General features: G+C 42.0%; 18 protein-coding genes. 11 read left to right on the forward strand and 7 right to left on the reverse strand.

Annotated features, from left to right (window positions below; genetic code table 11):
• Positions 1–13: 13 nt before the first annotated feature.
• From H7844_12520 to H7844_12535, 4 genes are read left to right on the forward strand one after another with little or no spacing between them, the layout of a single operon-like run.
• Positions 14–1120, forward strand: a complete 1107-nt coding sequence (locus H7844_12520; GenBank protein ID MEO5358105.1) for a DegT/DnrJ/EryC1/StrS family aminotransferase — start codon at positions 14–16, stop codon at positions 1118–1120.
• The gene (gene lpxB, locus H7844_12525) at positions 1111–2247 is read left to right on the forward strand and encodes a lipid-A-disaccharide synthase (protein ID MEO5358106.1); all 1137 of its coding nucleotides are present in this window, start codon (positions 1111–1113) and stop codon (positions 2245–2247) included. The genes H7844_12520 and lpxB overlap by 10 nt, the downstream gene beginning before the upstream one ends.
• Before the next feature lie 21 nt (positions 2248–2268).
• The gene (locus H7844_12530; GenBank protein MEO5358107.1) at positions 2269–3576 is read left to right on the forward strand and encodes a 3-deoxy-D-manno-octulosonic acid transferase; all 1308 of its coding nucleotides are present in this window, start codon (positions 2269–2271) and stop codon (positions 3574–3576) included.
• A 53-nt stretch (positions 3577–3629) separates the two neighbouring features.
• The gene (locus H7844_12535) at positions 3630–3911 is read left to right on the forward strand and encodes a CCDC90 family protein (protein MEO5358108.1); all 282 of its coding nucleotides are present in this window, start codon (positions 3630–3632) and stop codon (positions 3909–3911) included.
• A gap of 42 nt (positions 3912–3953) precedes the next feature.
• Here H7844_12535 and amrS read toward each other — a convergent pair whose 3' ends face one another.
• From amrS to H7844_12565, 6 genes are read right to left on the reverse strand one after another with little or no spacing between them, the layout of a single operon-like run.
• Positions 3954–4961 (reverse strand): AmmeMemoRadiSam system radical SAM enzyme, encoded by a 1008-nt coding sequence (gene amrS, locus H7844_12540; GenBank protein MEO5358109.1) that lies wholly within the window; start codon positions 4959–4961, stop codon positions 3954–3956.
• Between the two features lie 30 nt (positions 4962–4991).
• Positions 4992–5639 carry a protein-L-isoaspartate(D-aspartate) O-methyltransferase gene (locus tag H7844_12545; GenBank protein ID MEO5358110.1) on the reverse strand — a complete coding sequence of 216 codons (648 nt, stop codon included), beginning with the start codon at positions 5637–5639 and terminating at the stop codon, positions 4992–4994.
• Positions 5640–5650: 11 nt separating this feature from the next.
• Positions 5651–6403, reverse strand: coding sequence for a 5'/3'-nucleotidase SurE (surE, locus tag H7844_12550; GenBank protein MEO5358111.1), 753 nt, complete (start codon positions 6401–6403; stop codon positions 5651–5653).
• Between the two features lie 17 nt (positions 6404–6420).
• Complete coding sequence (gene xerD / locus H7844_12555; protein ID MEO5358112.1) at positions 6421–7323, reverse strand: site-specific tyrosine recombinase XerD; 903 nt, start codon at positions 7321–7323, stop codon at positions 6421–6423.
• The gene (locus H7844_12560; protein ID MEO5358113.1) at positions 7295–8101 is read right to left on the reverse strand and encodes a ribonuclease H-like domain-containing protein; all 807 of its coding nucleotides are present in this window, start codon (positions 8099–8101) and stop codon (positions 7295–7297) included. The genes xerD and H7844_12560 overlap by 29 nt, the downstream gene beginning before the upstream one ends.
• 57 nt (positions 8102–8158) lie before the next feature.
• Positions 8159–8878: a tRNA1(Val) (adenine(37)-N6)-methyltransferase gene (locus H7844_12565; protein ID MEO5358114.1), complete on the reverse strand. Its 720-nt coding sequence runs from the start codon at positions 8876–8878 to the stop codon at positions 8159–8161.
• A 345-nt stretch (positions 8879–9223) separates the two neighbouring features.
• Between H7844_12565 and ribD the strand changes: the two genes are divergently transcribed.
• From ribD to H7844_12600, 7 genes are all read left to right on the forward strand, one after another.
• Positions 9224–10279 (forward strand): bifunctional diaminohydroxyphosphoribosylaminopyrimidine deaminase/5-amino-6-(5-phosphoribosylamino)uracil reductase RibD, encoded by a 1056-nt coding sequence (gene ribD, locus H7844_12570; GenBank protein MEO5358115.1) that lies wholly within the window; start codon positions 9224–9226, stop codon positions 10277–10279.
• Between the two features lie 86 nt (positions 10280–10365).
• A complete protein-coding gene (locus H7844_12575; GenBank protein ID MEO5358116.1) occupies positions 10366–11715 on the forward strand; it encodes a diguanylate cyclase in 1350 nt (449 codons plus the stop codon).
• A 24-nt stretch (positions 11716–11739) separates the two neighbouring features.
• Positions 11740–13197 (forward strand): PAS domain S-box protein, encoded by a 1458-nt coding sequence (locus H7844_12580; protein MEO5358117.1) that lies wholly within the window; start codon positions 11740–11742, stop codon positions 13195–13197.
• A gap of 125 nt (positions 13198–13322) precedes the next feature.
• Positions 13323–13511 carry a 50S ribosomal protein L28 gene (rpmB, locus tag H7844_12585; GenBank protein MEO5358118.1) on the forward strand — a complete coding sequence of 63 codons (189 nt, stop codon included), beginning with the start codon at positions 13323–13325 and terminating at the stop codon, positions 13509–13511.
• A 15-nt stretch (positions 13512–13526) separates the two neighbouring features.
• Positions 13527–13973, forward strand: a complete 447-nt coding sequence (locus H7844_12590; GenBank protein MEO5358119.1) for a DUF721 domain-containing protein — start codon at positions 13527–13529, stop codon at positions 13971–13973.
• A gap of 37 nt (positions 13974–14010) precedes the next feature.
• Entirely contained in the window at positions 14011–14409 is a 399-nt protein-coding gene (locus H7844_12595; protein ID MEO5358120.1) for a hypothetical protein, read from the forward strand.
• Positions 14400–15779 carry a hypothetical protein gene (locus H7844_12600; protein MEO5358121.1) on the forward strand — a complete coding sequence of 460 codons (1380 nt, stop codon included), beginning with the start codon at positions 14400–14402 and terminating at the stop codon, positions 15777–15779. Before H7844_12595 ends, H7844_12600 begins: the two co-directional genes overlap by 10 nt.
• 125 nt (positions 15780–15904) lie before the next feature.
• Here H7844_12600 and H7844_12605 read toward each other — a convergent pair whose 3' ends face one another.
• On the reverse strand, positions 15905–16192 hold the full coding sequence (locus H7844_12605; GenBank protein MEO5358122.1) for a GIY-YIG nuclease family protein: 288 nt from the start codon (positions 16190–16192) through the stop codon (positions 15905–15907).
• Positions 16193–16475: the final 283 nt, after the last annotated feature.

Genomic DNA, 16475 nt, shown 5'->3' on the forward strand with positions numbered 1-16475 from the left:
GAGCGAAAATAACATGATACCAATGTTGGATCTTAAAAAGGAATTTCTTGAAATTCAAGATGACGTAATAGGTACGGTCACGGAGATACTAAAAAGCACAAGGTATGTTTTAGGTCCGCATGTTGAGGAATTTGAGAAGCAATTTGCGCAATTTTTAACCGCTACGGAAACAGACGGTTTACGTGCAATGGGGGTAGCCTCCGGCACCGGGGCATTGTTTTTAAGTTTGGCCTCCATTCCCATAAAAAGAGGTGATGAGGTAATTACAACGCCCTTTACGTTTTTTGCCACAGTTGAAAGTATATTGTACATGGGAGCAAGACCGGTGTTTGTAGATATTGATGATGAGACGCTAAATATTGACGTCAGTAAGATAGAGGAAAAAATAACTGAAAAAACACGTGCAATTTTGCCTGTTCATCTCTTTGGTCTGCCTTGTGATATGGGCGGAATCATGGACATAGCCCGCAAGCATAATCTTGCCGTGATAGAGGACTGTGCCCAGTCAACCGGGGCACAAATCAATGGTAAAAGGACCGGCACTTTCGGCGATGCCGGATGCTTCAGCTTTTATCCAAGTAAAAACCTCGGATGCTATGGGGACGGTGGGGCGGTGGTAACAAAAAATGACACTATGTATGATAGGATTCTGAGTTTGAGAAACCACGGCTCAAGAGGCAACTACATGCATCACGTGGTGGGATTTAACAGCAGGCTCGATGAAATACAAGCCGGAGTGCTTCTTATAAAACTCAGGAGACTTGATGAAAAAAACCGCAGACGCCGGGAAAATGCCAAACTTTATAATTCCCTGCTTAACGATGTGCTAAGATGCCCTGCGGAGCCGGATGGTTATGTTCACAGCTATCACCAATATACTATACGCTCCCCACACAGGGATAAGATAAAAGAGACACTTTCAAAAGAGGGAATATCCTCAGTAGTATATTATCCGCTTCCTATGCACCTTCAGGAGGCGCTTGAGGGGCAGGGATTAAAACGCGGAGACTTGCCGGTGTCGGAAAAGGCGGCCTCTGAGGTCCTCTCACTGCCGGTGTATCCTGAGATGCTGCAGGAGGATATAAAAAGGGTGGCTGACATTATCAGGTTATGCCTTTAAGGGTAATGATTATAGCCGGGGAGTCCTCCGGTGAACTATACGGCGCTCTGTTAGCTAAAAAGTTAAAGGATAAGTGGCCGGATGTTTACCTCTTAGGGGTGGGCGGCAAAAGGATGGAAGACCAGGGGGTTGAACTCATTGCCGGCATAACCAGCGCATTTGGCATCTTTGGAGCTATTTCCTCAGTAAAAAAACTATTTGACACGTACAGAAAGCTTACAGATATTTTTAAAACTAAAAGAGTGGATGTTTTAGTGCTGATAGATTTCCCTGATTTTAATCTTCTTGTGGCAAAGGCGGCTAAAAAGTATGGCATAAAGGTTCTTTATTATGTAAGCCCTCAGGTGTGGGCGTGGCGTACCGGGCGCATCAAAAAGATAGCGGAGCGTTCACACATAATAGCGGCAATACTGCCGTTTGAACCGGAAATGTATGAAAAGGAGGGGACTGACTGTGAGTTTGTTGGTCACCCTGCAATGGAAGAGCTGATGCAGCACGTATCAGATGCAGCCATGCTCAGAGAGGAATTCTCGATAGAGCAAGGGGCCCCGGTACTTGGAATTTTCCCTGGCAGCAGAGACGGTGAACTAAAGCGGCACCTTCCGGTAATAGTGGAGGCTATTAAACTGATAAAGGCCGTACGTCCGGATTTTCAATTTGTCATAGCGGTAGCTCCTAATCTGCATATTGATAAATATAAAGGACTTTTTGCCGTTCTTAAGGAACATGGAGTCAGGTTTGTAACAGAAAGGTCTCTGGATGTGCTGGCCCTCAGCAATGTGGCGTTAATAAAGTCCGGCACAGCGGCTTTTCAGGCTGCCTTGATGGGGATACCTCTTGTGGTGTTTTATAAAATGCCTGCTTTTGAATTTCGAATAGCAAAACTTATTATTGACGTCAGCCACATAAACCTTGCAAACCTAATCATGGAGCGTGAGGTGGTAAAGGAATTGATTCAGGATGAGGCCACAGCCGGGCGTATTTCAGATGAAATACTCAGCTTGTATGAAGACAGCGCAAAAAGACAGACAATGACAGAGGACTTTAAAAGGCTTAGGGCTTTGTTTGAATCAAAAAATCCTACGGATGAGGTTGTAAAAATCATTGCCAATCTGACAGGCGACTAAGCCGGCGGATGTAACGACACTATGATGTTACTTTACAGACTTTTATATTTAGCAGCGCTTATACCTATACTTCCATATCAGTACCTTAAACGGTCCCCCGGCTCACGTAGAAAGTGGCTTACGGAAAGAATCGGACATTATCCATTTATTTTAAAAAAAAACAGACGTGACGGCAGCTCTGCCGATGAGGCCGCCATACCTGAAACCCACAAAAACACAGTCATATGGGTTCATGCCGTCTCAGTGGGTGAGACAATATCGGCAGTGCCGTTAATTAAAAAAATTATAACAGAGATTACCCCTCACGTTGTGCTTTCAACAGTAACGGATACCGGGCGGCAGACGGCAACAGAGCGGCTCAGGGGTGTCGGGAAAGTTGTATATGTGCCTTTTGATACCCCGGCTTGCGTCAAACGCGCAATAGAGAGTATAAACCCGGATTTGTTTATAGTTATGGAGACGGAGCTCTGGCCTGAGGTGTTTTTTCAGATGTCGGAAAGAGATATTCCAATAATGCTACTAAACGGCAGGATTTCGGATAAGTCATTCAGAGGATACAGTAAAATACGGTTTTTTATGAAAGAATTATTTTCTAAAATATCTTTCTTTGGAATGCAGAGTGAAATCTACAGTGAGCGGATAGTAAAGCTTGGCGCAAGAAGTGACAGGGTCAGCACACTTGGGAATTTTAAGTTTGACGTAACGCCTGCCGGAGAGATTCCTCCGTGGGCCTTAAAGATGTCCAAACCCCTGATAGTAATGGGCAGCACACATGAGGGAGAGGAGCGCCTGATACTATCTTGTTACAAAAAACTCAAGGCGGAGATAAACACACTGTCGTTAATAGTAGCACCTCGTCATCCGCAGCGGTTTAATGAGGCTGAGAGGATTTTAAAATCACAGCATACAGAGTATCAGAGGCGGACTAATTTAACCGGCACGTTGCCTGACGTTGTGCTGCTGGATACAATCGGGGAGCTCTCGGCACTCTACGGTGCCGCCGATATTGCCGTAGTTGGTGGGAGTTTCGTACCAAAGGGAGGTCATAATCTCCTTGAACCTGCTTTCTGGGAAAAACCAATCGTTACCGGACCATTTATGGATAATTTTCCAATGTCGGAAGATTTCTTTGAAACCGGAGCTGCTATAAGAGCCGATACCTCCGGCTTGTACAAAACTCTGCTTGAATTGCTCAACAACAATGCCGCAACAACCGAAATGGGCAAAAAGGCCGGTGAACTTTTCAGAAAAAACGCCGGCTCTATTGCGCTGGCGATCAAGGAAATTAAGGCGGTTTTGCGCGTAAAGGGGTTTTGTCAAGAGGGTTGACAGCCTGCCCAAACTTTTTTATAATATAAGAGGGAAAGAGTAAGGAGGCAGCTATGGCAGCATCGACTTTTGATACATTAAAAGTATTTGAGATACTTAAATCATCCGGCTTTTCAGAAGAACAAGCAAAGGGCTTGTCTGAGTCAATTAAGGTAGCGCAGGAATCAAGCGCTGAAAGTGGAGCTACTAAAGGAGACATCGCCAATTTAAAAGCTGAACTCGAAGTTAAAATGGAATCTTCCAAGTCCGACATCATCAAGTGGGTAGCTGCCATGTTAATAGCACAGGCCTGTTTAATGGCTGTCATGTTCCGGTTGTTAGGGCTTCTTAAATAACTCACTTTCTGAACAACCAGTTCTTGCGACCCGTGACAGTACTTACCAAACCCCGGCAATAGCAGTGCCGCAGTGGGGGCAGTTGCCGTTCTTTAGCGCATTTGAAATGACCGAAAACCCGTATCTCTCAATAAGGAGTTTTTTGCAGGCCGGACAGCTTGTGTTTTCCCCTCCCACGCCGGGAATATTTCCCTGATACACATATTTAAGCCCACACTCATACCCGATATCATATGCCCTACGCAGCGTCTCCGCCGGAGTCCCGGGTCTGTCTGTCATCTTATAGGTACCGTAAAACCGGCTGACATGCCATGGAATTGTATCATCAACAGAGACAATGAATTGCGCTATATCCCTGAGCTGCCGCTCAGTGTCGTTAAGCCCGGGAATCACAAGAGTTGTAATTTCAACCCAGACCCCGCCCTCTTTCATTAACCTTATAGTGTCCTTTACAGGCTCTATTTTCCCGCCGCAGATTTCCTTATAAAAAGTTGCGTCTCCCTTTAAATCTATATTGTTGGCATGAAGGTAGGGGATTATAACCTCGGCACTTTCCTCAGTCATAAACCCATTACTTACAAACACATTTTTGAGTCCCTTCTCCGCAGCTAAAATCGCACAGTCCAGAGCAAATTCATAAAATATCGTCGGCTCCGTGTATGTATAAGAAATGCTCTCACACCTGTCGGAAATTGCTGCAGCCACAATAGCCTCAGCCGTTACCGGATACCCTGTTACAGCACCACCGTGTTCTTTAGGATACTGAGAAATCGAACTGTTCTGGCAGTGCAGACATTTGAAGTTACACCCAACAGTTGCAATAGAAAATGTGCGGGAGCCGGGTTTAAAATGAAAAAGAGGCTTTTTCTCTATAGGATCAACTTGTGTTGAACAGACTGAACCATACACCAGAGCCGTAAGAACACCGTCTATGTTTTCCCTTACTCCGCAAAGGCCGCGCCTTCCCACCCCTATGGTGCATCTGTGCGCACAGAGACTACATTTAACAACACCCTCCGGTAGTGTTTCATAAAAACAGGCTTTTTTCATTTATCCTCCCCCCCTTAACCTCCCCCTCTTCTATTTATCAAATCCGAATGCGCCAATCAGTGGAACAAATATACACTGAACCTGACGGGTTTCCAACATTTTATCGCCGGACTTGCGTATTTTGCAAAGTTCATGGCGATAGCGGCTTCCAACAGGCGCTACAAGTATGCCGCCCTCAGATGAAAGCTGCTCTATCAAAGGCGCAGGTACGGTTGGAGCCGCTGCTGTTACTATAATCTTATCGTAAGGGGCATAATCAGGCCATCCAAGAGTTCCATCTGATACTTTAAAAAAAATGTTTTCTTTTCCAATTAACTTAAACCTCTCCTTTGCCTCCGTTGCAAGCTGCTCTATCCTCTCCACCGTATAAACCTCATTTGCTATCTCGGCAAGAACCGCCGCCTGATACCCCGAACCTGTGCCTATCTCAAGCACCCTGTCAGTGTCCTTTAATTCAAGCAACTCAGTCATAACGGCCACCATATAAGGCTGCGATATAGTCTGCCCGCAGCCTATCTCCAACGCCATATCACCATAAGCCCTGCAGAGGTTTTCCTCTGTCACAAAATAATGCCTTGGCACCTTAAGCATAGCCTCCAGCACCTTTTTATCACTTATGCCGCGTCGCTCTAACTGCTCTTGCAGCATAAGCTGTCTTTCTTTTGCGTATTTGTCCATTTTATACAAACCTACAAAATCTGAGCCCAGTCCCTCTTTATGCAGCTCAGTGCGTCATAATTTGTTAAGTCTAAATGAAGAGGAGTCACGGAAATATACTTTGACTCCACGGCCAGATAATCCGTGTTTTCATCATCAGCCCATGAAGGCGTACCCCCGCCTATCCAATAATGAAGTCTCCCCCATGGATCAAATGTCTCTTTTATGGAACCATTGTAAACCCTTTTTCCCTGCTTTGTAAATTTCAAGCCTCTTATCTCCTCCTTAGATACATTTGGTACATTTACGTTAATTAATGTATCTTTAGGAAGGCTTTTCTCGAGTATAACTTTAGCTAACTGCCGGGCAAACTCAGCCGCCACCGGAAAATTATAATCCTTCTCTCCAACCATTGAAATGGCAAAGGATGGAACACCCAGAATTGTACCCTCTATCGCAGCGGAGACAGTGCCTGAGTAGGTGATGTCATCACCAAGGTTCCCGCCCTTGTTAATCCCTGATGCTATCAAATCAGGAGTTCTTCCCAGAACCTTACCTATTCCCAAAGCAACACTATCGGTGGGAGTTCCGTTTACAGTATAGATATTTTTTTTGATCTCAGTCACTTTAAGGGGTCTGTGCATGGTAAGGGAATGGCTGGTTGCACTCTGTTCCCGATCAGGTGCTATTATAACAGCCTCAGCTATTTCACTCAGAACCCGTTGCAGAGCTAATATGCCCTCTGAATAAACACCGTCGTCATTTGTTACAAGTATCAATGCCATAAGCTCTCCGCACGTTTCTATGCACGTGGATGGTATTTTTTATATTCTGTCTTAATCCGTTCTGTTGTTACTTTTGTGTATATCTGAGTGGTGGAAATATCGGCATGTCCCAGCATTTTCTGAACGGAGCGCAGATCTGCCCCTCCGTCAAGCAAATGCGTTGCAAAGCAGTGTCTCAGCGTGTGCGGGGTAAGCTCCACTGCGGCGGCTTTACCGTAATTTTTAAGCGTTTGCCAAAAACGCTGCCTTGTCATCACTTCACCTTTATAATTTAAAAAAAGATAAGGAGACGTTTTACCTTTTAGTAAATCCTGACGCAGGCCGGCCATATATTCTTTGATGCATAAAAGAGCCCGTGGATTCATAGGAACAATACGGTCTTTTGAGCCCTTTCCGGTTATCGTTAGAAAACCTGCCTGAAAATTCACTCTGTCAACTTCTACATTGACAAGCTCACTTACCCGAAGCCCTGAAGCATACAGTAGTTCAAGCATTGCTTTATCTCTTAAAACCATCTTGCCTGAAACCCTTGCATCCAGAATTGACAGAACATCTTCAAAACTCAATGCCTTAGGAACAGTATCCCACTTCTTAGGAAGCCTTATTGTCTCGGCAGGATCATCTTCCCTTATCCGCTCAACAACCAAAAACTTACAAAAAGTCCTGATTGTAGAAATAAACCTGCATATTGAAGTTATTGAGTACTGATTGTCCTTAGACTGCTCAACAAACCCGACTATGTCTTGTCTTTTGAAAGTCTCAAGTGATTCATTAATCCCGGATATGTAGGCCTGAAACTGCTTAATGTCCAGTTCATAAGAATTTACCGTGTTTATGGAAGCTCCCTTTTCAGCAGTTAAATAAAGCAGAAAATCCCTTAAGATATTTTTTCTATCCGGCTGATGTGCTGTTTTGGCCATTTGTTGTGCTCTGTGCTATGTAATCATAAATGCCTGTTGAACTTTTAAGCTGTTGATAAACCTTCTCACTGATAGTAAGCAGGTTAACCGTGTCTTCCTTGTTATATTTAATCAGGGTGGACAGTGACTCTCCATAGCCGCGCTTATACATCTGCCACAATCTCACGGCGGCAAAACCGTCCATTCCCACCACATCATCATCTCTGAGTATTCCCAGAAGGCTTTCTATTTTTTTCAGTCCCCCTTTTAACCCTACCCTCTTGCCCTCCAGACATACGTCAAAGTGAAGCATATCCAGCTCCAGAGAAAAGTTATTAGTTAAAAAGGGAATATCAAAGACGGAGCCGTAAAAAGTTATTAACATCTTAAAGGGTTTCAGGGCTCTCAAAAGAGTTTCCCTGTTTAAATTATTGCCTCTTATCAGGCAGTTGTAGTCATATCCATCATAGAGTCCCACCATAGTAACGTAGCCGCCGGCCTTACAAGGCAGTCCGTTTGTTTCGATATCCAGGCAAACCACCTCTTCTCTGAAGCGTTCAAACAGTCTCCAGTGCTCTTTTCGCTTTATTGATTTGTTGAAATCCTCCTGGTTGCCGTCCCTGAGGCTCCTTGTAAAGCGCTCCAGTTTACCGTCAATATGCCCTTTGTGGTTATCGCTTAAAAAGGGGATACTCTGTTGTTTTATGAAGTCCTGCCATGTACATATCCCGCGGCTCCATAAACGTTTTTCACCTTTTTCACCTATACCGTCTAAAATCGAAAAACTATTTTCAATCATACCCGCCTGTATTATAACCTATTGAGCAGGTAATAAAACCAGTAATTTCTTAAAAAATTAAGGAATAGTTTTATCAAGAATTTTTAATGCCTCTGTGCTGTACTGTCCTTGGGTTTCGTAGAGGAAGAGCGGAGATTCAAGTATTAGTTGAGGTTTTCCCTCCTTAATAGCCTCCATTAAAAACATTTTTGCTTCCGAATTTATGTTTGAATGTATGAATTTAACTCGTTTAGGCTCAAAATTATTTTCCCTCAGGATTTCTGTGGTTTCAATAAATCTTGAGGGATGGTAAATAAAGACAAGTTTTCCTTTACCTTTGAGCAAGTAAAAAGCCGACTTGACGATGTCACTAAAAGTGATTTTAATTTCGGCTCTTGCAACTGCTTTTTCAGGGTCCGGGCAGATTTCACCGGCTGTAGCTTTACGGTAAGGGGGGTTGGAAACAACTATATCGAATGAGTTTTGGCTGAAGTAACCGTTGACTTGTTTTATATCAATGGTATGGATGTTGATATGGTTTTTAAGGCCGTTGATTTCCACGTTTTTTGTTGCAAGTGCTGCCAGGGTTTCCTGGATTTCCAGTAAGTGAATACCTGCATTAGTAAATTTTTTAGCAAGTAGAATTCCGATAATCCCGGAGCCGGCGCCAAAATCAGCTATCAGTTTCGGCATTTCGGCGTTTACGAAATCGCAAAGGATTAACGGGTCTATGGAAAAACGGTAGCCGCCCTTTCTCTGGTATATTTTTATGTCTTTAATGGAATCAAGAGTCAACATTGATTTATGATTGTAACAGGATTTTGCCTGAGATTTCAAAAATCCAATTCTCGTAAAAACTTCCTCCAAGTGTTTGTTTATCTGTCATACCAAGTTGCATTCAATCGTCTAACTTTGTTGACTTTGTCAAAAGCTCCTTGACGTCTCCCCTTTCCCCTGTAAAGGGAGGTGTCGCTTTCTCCTTGCCGCCTCGTTACTCTTTTGACTGCTACTTGGTATAAAGCGCCGCCTTCCTCCCAGCCACCTGTGTTTATTTCTAACTGCTATTTGGTATTACCGGTTCCCGAAACTTCCTTTAATAACCCTAATGTAGTATAATACTAATTCATGGACAAAGTTGGCTTGATGAGAAGGTGTCTTAGGCTTGCAGCAAGGGCAAGGGGTAAAACAAGTCCTAATCCAATGGTAGGGGCATTGCTTTATAAGGATGGGAAGATAATATCGGAAGCTTATCACAAAAAAGCCGGCACCCCTCATGCTGAGCCATTGGCCATTGACAAGGCCGGTGAGCAGGCAAAAGGGGCCTCACTTTTTGTAACTCTTGAGCCATGCTGCCACAGCGCCAAGCGAACCCCTCCGTGCACAGAGCGTATAATATCCGCCGGAATTAAAGACGTCTGCATTGCCATGCTTGATCCAAACCCTCAGGTGGCAGGTAAGGGGGTTGAGATTTTAAACAGCTCAGGGATAAAGACTGAGGTCGGGATTTTTGAAGAAGAAGCCACAGCTCTTAATGAGTTCTACATAAAATATATAACTACAAGACAGCCGTTTGTAATTTTAAAATCCGCTATGACACTTGATGGTAAAACAGCCACACCGGATGGGCTTTCAAAGTGGATAAGTTGTGAACGCTCACGCCGTCTTGTGCACAGTTTAAGAAGTTCAGTTGATGCCGTCCTTACCGCTTCAGGTACTGTAAAAGCGGATAATCCAAAGCTGACGGCACGTATAAAAGGGGGTAAGAACCCGGTAAGAGTTGTAATTGACCCTGAGCTTGAGACTCCGATAGATTTTAATATTATGAGTACTCCTCCAAAAACAATCTTTGTTACCCGTAAGAAAGTACAAAGAGAGCCTCATGGTGACATAGAGTACTTGTACTATGACAGCAGCAAGGTGGATATGAACTGGCTGTTGACAGAGCTAGGCAGGCGTGAGATTTCGTCAGTTTTAATAGAAGGAGGTTCATCTCTTGCCGGTTATGCCGTAAGAGAGGGAGTTGTTGATAAGATAATGGTCTTTGTAGCTCCAAAAATAGTTGGCGGCGCCGGTGTTTATACTCCCGTAGGCGGCAAAACCTTCGTTGCTCTTGATATAGCCTGTCAGGTTTACGGCATGAAGAGCAAAAAGATCGGAACTGATTTACTTATTGAGGGGTATTTAAAAAAAATATCGTAAAATAAAGTTTATATGGTTACGCCGGCTCTTTATATTTTATTCATATTTTATTTAGAATAGGTGTTAACTTAAAGATACAGAGGAATATGAAAAAAGAACTTTTTGCAAACAGTTTAATTGACCCTTATTTAAACCGGACACGTATCCTTTACGTTGAAGATGAGGATATGATAAGGGAAAGTATGGCCCGTATTTTGAGACGACGGATTAATACCCTTTTTGTGGGCGCAAACGGAAGAGAAGGTCTGGAGCTTTTTAAACAGCAGAGTCCGGATATCGTGATTACCGACATAAGAATGCCCCAGATGAACGGCATTGAAATGGCACAAAACATCAGAGAAATACAAGAGGATGTACCCATTATACTGACTACCGCTTACAATGATGAGGACTATTTTCTTAAAGCAATTGAGATAGGGGTGGTAAAATACATAAAAAAACCAATAAACAGTAAAGACCTTTTTTCTGTTTTGGTAAAGGTTGCAAAAAGCATATCTCAACAAAAGGAAATAGACGCAAAAAACGAATTTATTAAAACCATTCTCGATAACAATCCGGCTTTTTTAATGATAACAGATGTGGATGATATTTTTTTTCTGAACAAATCATTTTTGCATTTTCTCGGATACTGTACGTTTGAGGAGTTTCAGGCTAAAGGGACAAACATAAACAGGTTCTTAGTAGCAAAGGATGACGCCTTTTATAAGAACAAAAACTTCACAGAATGGATAACAGAGGTAATTCACGGAAAAGAGAGTGAGTACATCGTGTATATGGCAGGGAAAGAACAGCTTAAAAGCGAAGCCGGAGCGTACTTAATAAGAGCAACACAAATACCGGAGATTCAACACACAGACAGATACCTTATAACCCTCACCGACATCTCAGGCATAGAAAGTGAAAGAAAAATGTTTCAGGATTTAGCCTGTAAAGATCCGCTTACTACTATTTATAACAGGAAAAAGTTTGAAGATGAGCTTGAAAAAGAAATAGTACGCACAGAGAGATATAAAACCGGTTTAACTTTAATAATATTTGATATAGACCACTTTAAGTCAATAAATGATACATACGGACATCAGGCCGGAGATGCGGTGTTAGTGGAACTGACTGAGATTGTTTCAGCAAATGTAAGGAAAACCGATATTTTTGCCCGTTACGGAGGTGAGGAGTTTGTAGTTATAACTCCTGAGACCACTTTGGTTGGTGCAACAGAGCTTGCCGAGAAGCTTCGTGAGATGGTTCAGAATTATAACTTTTCCCATGTCGGGCACGTTACATGCAGCTTTGGAGTTTCTGAGTACCTAGGCTCGGAATCAGCACATACACTTATAAAAAAGGCCGACTATGCACTGTACATTGCAAAGAACAAGGGCAGAAACCGTGTTCAGGTTGTAGAAAAAGAACATTCACTTGTTTTCAATTTACCTTTTTAGTTTTTAGGAACGCTTTAAACCAACATGTTGAAAAAAAGAATTCTTGTAGTTGAAGATGAAACAATAATAGCAAAAGACATTAAGAGAAGCCTTGAGTTGTTAGGCTATGAGGTTACCGGCGCTGTGCCCTCAGGGGCGGAGGCGATAAGCAGCTTAAACCGCAGCGGTGCTGACCTCGTTCTTATGGATATAATGCTTCAGGGGGAGCTTGACGGCATCGAAACGGCTGACATAATAAAACTCCGGTTTGATATTCCGGTGGTATATCTTACTGCTTATGCCGATGAGGAAATGCTTGAGCGTGCAAAAATTACCGAGCCCTTTGGGTATATGCTTAAACCGTTTGAAGACAGAGAACTTCGCACCACAATAGAGATGGCCCTCTACAAACACAAACTTCAAACTCGTCTTAAGGAAAGCGAGCAATGGCTCTCCACGGTACTAATGAGTATCGGGGATGCCATCATAGCCACAGACAGAGAGGGCTGTATTGTGTTTATGAATCCTGTGGCTGAGCAACTGACAGGCCATAATAAAGAGAAAGCTCTGGGCAGGCATATAACTTCAGTGTTTAATCCGGAGGGGCAGGAAAGTGGCCTTGGGCATTTTCATAATGTGAACCTGTGTAAGGTAAAGGTACAGATGAGGGACAGGGTTGTCATAACTAAGACCGGAGATAAGATTTATATTAACGGCTGCATATCACCCATAACGAATGAAAATGGTTCTGTAGAGGGAACGGTTATAGCATTTCATGATATTACAGAAAAAAAACTCTACGAGGAGACTATAAATAACCAGAGGGAAAGTTTTATCTCGGTTCTTCTTCATGACTTAAAAACCCCTGTGATTGCCATCAAGGGCTATGCAAACAGGTATCTTGACGGTAAAGTTAAAACTGATAAAGAAAAAGCAGATGTTGTGAAAATCATAAATGACGCTTCCGGAGATATTTTGGATGTAATTGAGGTGACCTCTCATTCACTTAAAAACAAATACACCACAATGACTTTTAATCCAAAAGAAATAAAATATAACGAAATATTGGCGTCTGTTTTGATGAATTATATGCCGGAGATGGAAAGACGAGGTATTCAGTTGACTGTTAACGGCCACCCCGGCATGTTGAGCCTTGGGGATGTTTCAGTTTCGGTTATGGCTGATTTGTATCAGGTTAAAACCATGACGGAGAATCTTATCGGAAACGCCATAAAATATGCAAGCAAAACAATAAATATAAATTTAAAGAAATCCGGACATGAGCTGCTACTGTCGGTAGAGGATGACGGCAGGGGTATTGAGCAATGTTACCATGAAAAGATTTTTGATGAGTATTTTCAGGCGCCGGAGAGCTTAAAAGGCACAGGGCTTGGTCTTTACAGTGTAAAGAGGGTTGTTGAAAAACACAAAGGGACAATATCACTTACATCTTTTGTTAATAAGGGCACGTGCTTTAATGTAAAAATCCCGTGTATTAAATGATTGTATGCCGGGATAAAAAAAACCCGCTTGAATTTATATGCCTGTTTTGTGTTACAATAATCATCTTACAAGCACAGTAAGACTTATAAGGGAAATATCAGCTAATTTTAAGGAGGACATAAAAGGTGGCAGCATGTAGTGTTTGTGGCAAAATAAAGACTGTTGGTAACAATGTAAGCCATGCAAATAATAAAACCAAACGGTGGTTTAAACCAAATCTTCAGAAAGTAAAGGCTAAAACCGACAAGGGACCTATGAAAATTGTCGTCTGCACAAGATGTTTACGTTCCGGATTCGTTACAAAGGCAATATAGAGTCATTCCGATTAGATGATAACAACCGCATCTTTGTTTGAGTCTCTGAGCAATGATCTGGGAATACAGGACGGCTTTAATTTACAGAGGATAAAATACAGATGGGACAATATATTTAAAGGTGCCGTTGCCGATAATACGCAGCCTGTTTTTTTACAAAATGGCCGCCTCACTGTCAATGTAACCTCTGAGCTTTGGCTTAAAGAACTGCACTTTTATAAAGGCACAATAGTTTCAAAGCTTCAGGACTTTAAACTAAATGACATAAAATTTCGTGTTAGCCAAATCCATGAGGGTAAGCGCAAAAGCGATGTAAATGCTAACAATTGCCCGACAGTTCTGAGAGAAAGTGATAATGAGTATATAGAGGAAATAACCGCCGTCATTGCCGACCTGCAACTAAGACAATGCTTTGCAAGCTGCATTAAAAAGGCGATTTTAAGAGATCTAAGTAAAAAATGACAGTGCCTTTAATGTAACGTATTTTACAGGACTAACGATGAGAACTAAAATTGCCGTAATAATTATCTCTGTAATGTCTGTTATTTATAATATATTCATTTTTACCGGCAATCAACAAATTTTTAAACATCCGGGTGATGACAAACTTTTGAGATATACCGGAAGGTATGAGGCAGCCCTGAGATATTTGCCATACAGATCAGTGGTAAGGTATCTGTCAGACAGAGACAATGTTGCCGAGTACTATCTTGCCCAGTATGCAGTTGCACCTGTAATATTGAAAAACAGCGGCAAGGCTCACATTGTACTGGCAAATTTCCACGGTATGGTTGATTTGGATGCTTTAAGCGGTAAATTAAAATACGCAGACTTTCAGTATGTAGATTTTCATAACGGTATTTTTTTGTTTAGTGACGGGCCGTTAAAATGGAACTAAGCGGCATTTGGCCTATGGTTTTACCTTTTTTTGCGGGGTTTTTGATTTCGTCAAACCTTCCTGCCTCAACCCGCACGGGTTCACTCATGAAAGCTCTGACAGCGCTGCCTTTTGGGTTTGCCATCGTATCTCTGCTGTCCTTTCTAACACTCATTATATCTTCTAAGTTAACTTATTCATATGCTTTTGATGGAGCTCTGAGCTTAGCTGCAGCGATATATCTGAGCAAACGAAAGTCATCATTAAGCGGACATTCTATAAGTGAAAACAACAGTATCTATTATTTGATACCCATGTTTATAGTACTTTCTTTAGTGACAGTGATATTTATTCAAAATCTCAGGTTGAATCCTCACGGAGGGTGGGATGCATGGTCAATTTGGAACTTGAGAGCAAAGTTTTTGTTTAAAAATGAAGCATTCTGGAAAGATGCCTTTTCATCTCACATACTTTGGTCTCATCCCGACTATCCCCTCTTGTTGCCGCTTACAGTCTCAAGGTGGTGGAAATACACAGACGGGCACAGCGTGACGGTTGCTCAGACGACAGCGTTTATTTTTACCTTTTCAACACTGATTCTGCTGTTTAACTCAATTTCATACTTTAAGGGAACAATACAGGGCGGCGCATCTGTACTGGTTATGGCTATGGCTTTTACTTACCTTAAAAGCGGCACTATGCAGTACGCAGATATACCAATTGGTTTTTTCTTTCTTGCGGCTTCAGTATTTATCGTTATTAAAGACACTTCCATTAATGAAAACAAAAAAAAATTCCTCGTCCTCTGTGGGTTGTCTCTGGGGTTTGCCGCATGGACTAAAAACGAGGGATTGTTATTTATTGCCTGTTTTTTGCTTGCCCGTTTTGTAACAATGTCATTAGCAGGCAAACTGAGAGAGTTTTTAAGGGAACTGCCGTTTATTTTTGCAGCAATGGCGCCGGTAATAGTTTTCCTTATTATGTTTAAATTAAAAATTGCTCCACCTAATGATATCATCAGCTCCGTCGGAAGTGAAACATACGGTAAAATCATAGATATTGGAAGATACAAGACAATTTTTAAATCATTTCTGTCTATGTGTATTCCATACGGTGAAACCAATTTTGGTTTTTCTTTTCTTGCAGCAATTATGTTTTTGGTTATATCCGGAGTTACACCTGTCAGGAAATATTATATTCCTTCTGTTTTTTTGTTGCTCACTGTTGTGTTCATTTTAACCGGATACTTTTTTGTCTTTGTAGTTACTCCGCATGATCTCAATTGGCAGCTTGGTACAGCCCTTGAGAGGCTTTTTTGCCAGGTTTTACCTCTTGCAGTTTTCACAGTGTTTTTACTCAGTGCTTCTGTGGCTGAAAGAAAAATATACTGACTCCATACGGTAGTGGACATGTTGAAGATGTAGAGGTTGAAATTGTCTTGACTTTTGGGGGGCATTACAAATCTAAGCCCTTTAAAATCATACTCATTTAAACAGTTTTTTTAAAAATCACTGTCTCATAAATCCAAAAATAAATCATTCCAGTCAGGATTATTCTCATTTATGATGTTTAACTTCTTTTGCCTTGAACCATTTTTTATTTGCTTCTCTCTCGTAATTGCGCTTTCCGCTGTGTTATATATTTCATAGTATACAAGTTTTGAAATACTATATTTACTTGTAAAACCCTCAATCAATTTGTTTCTATGTTCATAACATCTTCTTTGCAGATCATTTGTTATTCCGGTGTAAAGAACAGTATTATTTTTATTTGTCATAATATAAACATAAAAATGTCTTTCCATATAGTGTTCCCTTCAAAGAATGAGATTGCTTCGCTTCGCTCGCAATGACAGCGGGGGGGTGCCATTAAAACTATGTTTAAATCCGTCATTGCGAAGGGCTTTAGCCCTGTGGCAATCTAAGCCCTTCCATATAGTGTTCCCTTCAAAGAATGAGATTGCTTCGCTCGCTCGCAATGACAGCGGGGGGGTGCCATTAAAACTATGTTTAAATCCGTCATTGCGAAGGGCTTTAGCCCTGTGGCAATCTAAGCCCTTCCATATAGTGTTCCCTTCAAAGAATGAG

Source organism: Nitrospirae bacterium YQR-1 (assembly GCA_039908095.1).
GTDB lineage: Bacteria > Nitrospirota > Thermodesulfovibrionia > Thermodesulfovibrionales > Magnetobacteriaceae > Magnetomonas.

Coding starts and splice junctions, on each gene's coding strand:
- H7844_12595 (MEO5358120.1), top strand. CDS start 14,011: ATGAGAACTAAAATTGCCGTAATAATTATCTCTGTAATGTCTGTTATT.
- amrS (MEO5358109.1), bottom strand. CDS start 4,961: ATGAAAAAAGCCTGTTTTTATGAAACACTACCGGAGGGTGTTGTTAAA.
- xerD (MEO5358112.1), bottom strand. CDS start 7,323: ATGGCCAAAACAGCACATCAGCCGGATAGAAAAAATATCTTAAGGGAT.
- H7844_12575 (MEO5358116.1), top strand. CDS start 10,366: ATGAAAAAAGAACTTTTTGCAAACAGTTTAATTGACCCTTATTTAAAC.
- surE (MEO5358111.1), bottom strand. CDS start 6,403: ATGGCATTGATACTTGTAACAAATGACGACGGTGTTTATTCAGAGGGC.
- lpxB (MEO5358106.1), top strand. CDS start 1,111: ATGCCTTTAAGGGTAATGATTATAGCCGGGGAGTCCTCCGGTGAACTA.
- H7844_12590 (MEO5358119.1), top strand. CDS start 13,527: ATGATAACAACCGCATCTTTGTTTGAGTCTCTGAGCAATGATCTGGGA.
- H7844_12530 (MEO5358107.1), top strand. CDS start 2,269: ATGATGTTACTTTACAGACTTTTATATTTAGCAGCGCTTATACCTATA.
- H7844_12565 (MEO5358114.1), bottom strand. CDS start 8,878: ATGTTGACTCTTGATTCCATTAAAGACATAAAAATATACCAGAGAAAG.
- H7844_12535 (MEO5358108.1), top strand. CDS start 3,630: ATGGCAGCATCGACTTTTGATACATTAAAAGTATTTGAGATACTTAAA.
- H7844_12560 (MEO5358113.1), bottom strand. CDS start 8,101: ATGATTGAAAATAGTTTTTCGATTTTAGACGGTATAGGTGAAAAAGGT.
- H7844_12545 (MEO5358110.1), bottom strand. CDS start 5,639: ATGGACAAATACGCAAAAGAAAGACAGCTTATGCTGCAAGAGCAGTTA.
- H7844_12605 (MEO5358122.1), bottom strand. CDS start 16,192: ATGGAAAGACATTTTTATGTTTATATTATGACAAATAAAAATAATACT.
- H7844_12600 (MEO5358121.1), top strand. CDS start 14,400: ATGGAACTAAGCGGCATTTGGCCTATGGTTTTACCTTTTTTTGCGGGG.
- H7844_12580 (MEO5358117.1), top strand. CDS start 11,740: ATGTTGAAAAAAAGAATTCTTGTAGTTGAAGATGAAACAATAATAGCA.
- ribD (MEO5358115.1), top strand. CDS start 9,224: ATGAGAAGGTGTCTTAGGCTTGCAGCAAGGGCAAGGGGTAAAACAAGT.
- H7844_12520 (MEO5358105.1), top strand. CDS start 14: ATGATACCAATGTTGGATCTTAAAAAGGAATTTCTTGAAATTCAAGAT.